This is a genomic window from Acinetobacter sp. UBA3025, assembly GCF_002367915.1.
Classification (GTDB): Bacteria; Pseudomonadota; Gammaproteobacteria; order Pseudomonadales; family Moraxellaceae; genus Acinetobacter.
Genome location: NZ_DFDO01000097.1, coordinates 1 through 4,069, shown reverse-complemented (window position 1 = coordinate 4,069; position 4,069 = coordinate 1). Strand labels below are relative to the sequence as shown.

At 40.3% G+C, this 4,069-nt stretch carries 4 protein-coding genes and 1 pseudogene; 3 read left to right on the top strand and 2 right to left on the bottom strand.

Annotation, left to right across the window (positions count from 1 at the left end):
- Positions 1 to 800: alcohol dehydrogenase catalytic domain-containing protein (locus B4J23_RS03850; RefSeq protein ID WP_291358794.1), on the bottom strand; the 800-nt coding region annotated here is incomplete at its 3' end.
- A 120-nt stretch (positions 801 to 920) separates the two neighbouring features.
- Here B4J23_RS03850 and B4J23_RS03845 point away from each other — a divergent pair.
- The 3 genes from B4J23_RS03845 (at position 921) to B4J23_RS03835 (ending at position 3,839) form a co-directional block, all read left to right on the top strand.
- Entirely contained in the window at positions 921 to 2,474 is a 1,554-nt protein-coding gene (locus B4J23_RS03845; protein ID WP_166138148.1) for a phospholipase D family protein, read from the top strand.
- A 263-nt stretch (positions 2,475 to 2,737) separates the two neighbouring features.
- A complete protein-coding gene (locus B4J23_RS03840) occupies positions 2,738 to 3,175 on the top strand; it encodes a hypothetical protein (RefSeq protein ID WP_291358793.1) in 438 nt (145 codons plus the stop codon).
- Positions 3,176 to 3,347: 172 nt separating this feature from the next.
- The gene (locus tag B4J23_RS03835; RefSeq protein WP_291358792.1) at positions 3,348 to 3,839 is read left to right on the top strand and encodes a pyridoxamine 5'-phosphate oxidase family protein; all 492 of its coding nucleotides are present in this window, start codon (positions 3,348 to 3,350) and stop codon (positions 3,837 to 3,839) included.
- A 60-nt stretch (positions 3,840 to 3,899) separates the two neighbouring features.
- On the opposite strand, the pseudogene B4J23_RS03830 reads toward B4J23_RS03835, so the two are convergent.
- Positions 3,900 to 4,069, bottom strand: a pseudogene (locus B4J23_RS03830) (uracil-DNA glycosylase family protein); the annotation flags it as partial.

Sequence of the window (4,069 nt, the reverse complement as noted above, 5' to 3'; positions counted from 1 at the left end):
ACATTACCAATACATTCAAAAGAGTGGTCTACGCCCCAACCGGTCATTTCCACAATCACTTGCTGAATTGGCTTGTCATAGTCTTTTGGATTCACAAAATCAGTAGCGCCAAACTGTTTAGCCAGTTCGAATTTATCTGGATTGGTATCCACGGCAATAATACGGCCGGCTTTGGCCTGGCGAGCACCTTGTACAACTGCAAGACCAATACCGCCTAAGCCAAATACAGCGACGCTATCGCCTTCCTGTACTTTAGCAGTGTTATGTACTGCACCAATACCTGTAGTCACGCCACAGCCTAATAAACACACTTGCTCATGGTTAGCTTCAGGGTTAATTTTCGCCAGAGAAACTTCTGCAACGACTGTATATTCAGAGAACGTTGAACAGCCCATATAATGATAAATCGGCTGGCCATTATAAGAAAAACGGGTAGTTCCATCTGGCATTACACCTTTACCCTGAGTCGCACGAACCGCTACACACAGGTTGGTCTTACCCGATTTACAGAACAGACATTCACCACATTCTGCTGTGTAAAGTGGAATCACATGATCACCCGGTTTCAGACTCGTCACGCCTTCACCTACTTCAACGACCACACCCGCGCCTTCATGGCCTAAAATGGCTGGAAATACGCCTTCCGGATCATCACCAGACGAGGTAAATGCATCGGTATGACATACGCCAGTATGGCTAATTTTTACCAGTACTTCACCTGCTTTTGGTGGAGCAACATCTACTTCCACAATTTCTAATGGCTGACCTGGGCCAAATGCAACCGCTGCACGTGATTTCATGTAAAACGATCCTTTTATTACTGATTTACAGATGGTTAACAGTAACCTCTTTCTATTCGGAGATTCAACCATTAACATCATAAGTTGAGGAATAAAACCCCTATAACTAATGGAACATCAATGACTAAGCCCTCGTCAATTACATGTTTAAGTATTTTTGTTTTTAGCCTGACTATTTCTGGCTGTGAATTAGCTCCCAATACAGCAAAAGAAGAAGCTATTACTCCAGTACAATCGACCCACTGGATCAGAGAGGAACAACTGCCACAGATTCAGGAAGGGAAAACGGCTTATCTGCCTTTATATGACGGTTTTATGAGTATGGCGGCAAGGTTATATCTGATTAATCAAGCCAAATACCATCTCGACCTGCAATATTACATCTGGAAAGATGACTATATTGGCAACATGATCCTCTCCCAATTATTAAAAGCCGCAGACCGTGGCGTGAAGGTTCGGGTTCAGATTGATGACCAGAACGGGACTCAACTGGATGATAAGTTGCTGGCCTTAGCCCAGCATCCTAATTTCGAAGTCCGACTATTTAATCCTTATAAATTCCGTCAATTGCGTGCCCTGGATTACGGATTCCGTATGAAATATATTAATCCGCGTATGCATAACAAACTGATTATTGCGGATGGTACGGCAGCGGTCACAGGTGGTCGGAATATCAGTAGTGAATATTTTGATGCCAGTAAGGATTTTCAGTTTAGCGATGTTGATATTTTCTTTGCCGGAAAGCCAGCACACGATGCGAATCAAACCTTTATCAAATTCTGGAACGATGATCTAAGCTATGATATCCGACAAGTTCTAAATGATTCGGGTAATCCACAACTTTTAAAACGACTAAGAACTGAATTTAAAGAAGATGAAGTCGATAAAAATGAATTGAAACGCCGAGTCGGTATTGCGGAGCAGCAGATTGATGAACAACTGAGAAAGCGCCCGATCAAATGGGGAAATGCCTATTTTGTTGCCGATGCCCCTTCCAAGGTTCGTCGTAGCGCCCAGAATGGCGATTATATTTATACCCATATGCTGGAACTCATGGGTGAACCCAAAGACCACCTGGAATTGGTTTCTTCTTATTTCATTCCTACTCAGGAAGGTGCGGATTATTTAAGTAAACGTTCCCAACAGGGTGTCAAAATCAGAATTTTAACCAATTCTTTCCAGGCAAATGATGTTGCTTTGGTTCATGCCTATTATCAGCAATACCGTAAACAGCTGCTCAAGAATGGAATCGAGCTCTGGGAATTCAAACCTTATATTGAACGGCCAAAACGGACCTGGTATGAAATTATGACCGGTAATATTATTCCGGCCAAAAATAAGAACAGTTCCAGTTTACATGCCAAATTCTTTGATCTGGATGGCATGGTATTTATTGGTTCCTTTAACTTTGATCCACGCTCTGCCTATTTAAACACTGAAGTCGGTCTGGTGATTGAATCCGATCAACTTCAAGATGAAATTACCAAGTCCTTAAACCAGTATTTACCCAGAATGGCTTATCAACTGAAGTTAGATAAAGAGGGTGAGATCATTTGGCTGGAACACCAAAAAAATGGTTCAGTCATTCAGCATAATCATGACCCTGAAACGACACAGTTCCAGCGTTATATGATGAATCTGGCAACAAAATTCCCGGGAGAATGGTTAATGTAATGACAGATACATTGCAATCAAATTACATTTAATGTGATTTTTCCTTAATTGATAGTTGGCTTTGGATATTTTAAATCTTTATTGGTGATAAGCTGAACAATATAAAATTGACTAAATCTCTAAATCGGGTTTTTATACTTATATTTTTCAGCTTATTTCTTATACATTAATCAGATCAATGCTGACAAAGGTTTTACCTATTCCGTTGATTGCTCTAAAATTACACTTTTCCAGTATTTTGCGAATTTTCGCTTTCCACTCCCATGCAATTTTTTGATTTAAGCCGTCAGTTTAAACTCAGTGATATTCTCACCCCTGTTAAGACCTTGCAGGATCTGTCTCACCAAGAATGGTTTTTAGCCAAAGTACGGGTTGAACATGATTGTCTGTCTGATTCGGACTTGGTCGAAGGTCAGGTCGTACTTAAATCTAATCAGAATATTCAGGTCGAACTGGAATGGCTGATTCAGGATACCGGTTATGAATTACAGGTGCTATTTAAAGGTGTTGAAACCGAAACTTCTGAAGAAACGCTGGTGATAGTTAAAGGCGCGCAACTGGTCGATGAACAACAGCAACTGATTTCTGCACAAGCTTTAAGTTTATGGATTGACGGGACATTACTCCCGATGTTGCCGAATATCCGCAAAGAAATTAAAGCGCGCTTAAACCTGTGGGATTATGTGGAATATGATGGTTAATTCATTTTTCCATTTCTAAAATTTGAAAGAGCCATATCGGCTCTTTTTCGTTTACAGGGAATTTACCTAATATATTTAATTGGTTAAATTGCCCTTGCCTGAATATTTTTATGGCAATGCCTATTTTAGACATACAGATTAAGCTTGATTAAAATAATAAAGAGAAAACATCATGATTTCCCCTTCTGAATGGCAAAATATCCATCAAGTTGTTGCAGATGCGCAGCGTGCAGCAATGCATTGTTCGATCGCAACCATCAATCCCCGAGGCTTTCCTAGTATTACTCCGATCGGAACTGTCTTTCTGGATCAGCAGTCTAGTACAGGTTTCTTTTTTGATACTTACTCCACCACCTTCTCTGAAAATTTACAGCATCAGCCACTTGCCTGCATTCAGGCTGTGAATAGCAGCAAACTGTTCTGGTTAAGTTCCATATTCAAGGGAAAATTTAAGCATTATCCCGGTGTACGTTTATATGCAGAGATTGGCTCTTTACGTCCTGCAACAGCGGAAGAGATTGAGAAAGTTGAATCTCGTATCTCTACATTAAAATGGAGTAAAGGTAGCAAACTGATCTGGTCCAGCTTTCATCATGTTCGGGATATTAAAGTTAAGGATTATCGCTGGGTCGAATATCCCAATATGCAGGTAGAAAATACTTAAATACTTTCTAAAAGTAAGCTTATTTCATAAATATACTTAATATTTATATTTATTCATAACTCAAATTAGACCGACATGCTCGAACATCATCCGGTAACTATCTGCTTTCTTTTCCAGAGCCAAAGGATAAGCCCGGGATGAAGACGGCATCCGGTATAAATACAGATCACGACCAATAAAATGTGCTTGGGTAGGTTCGCCTATACTTGGACATTTTATTGGTCGTGATC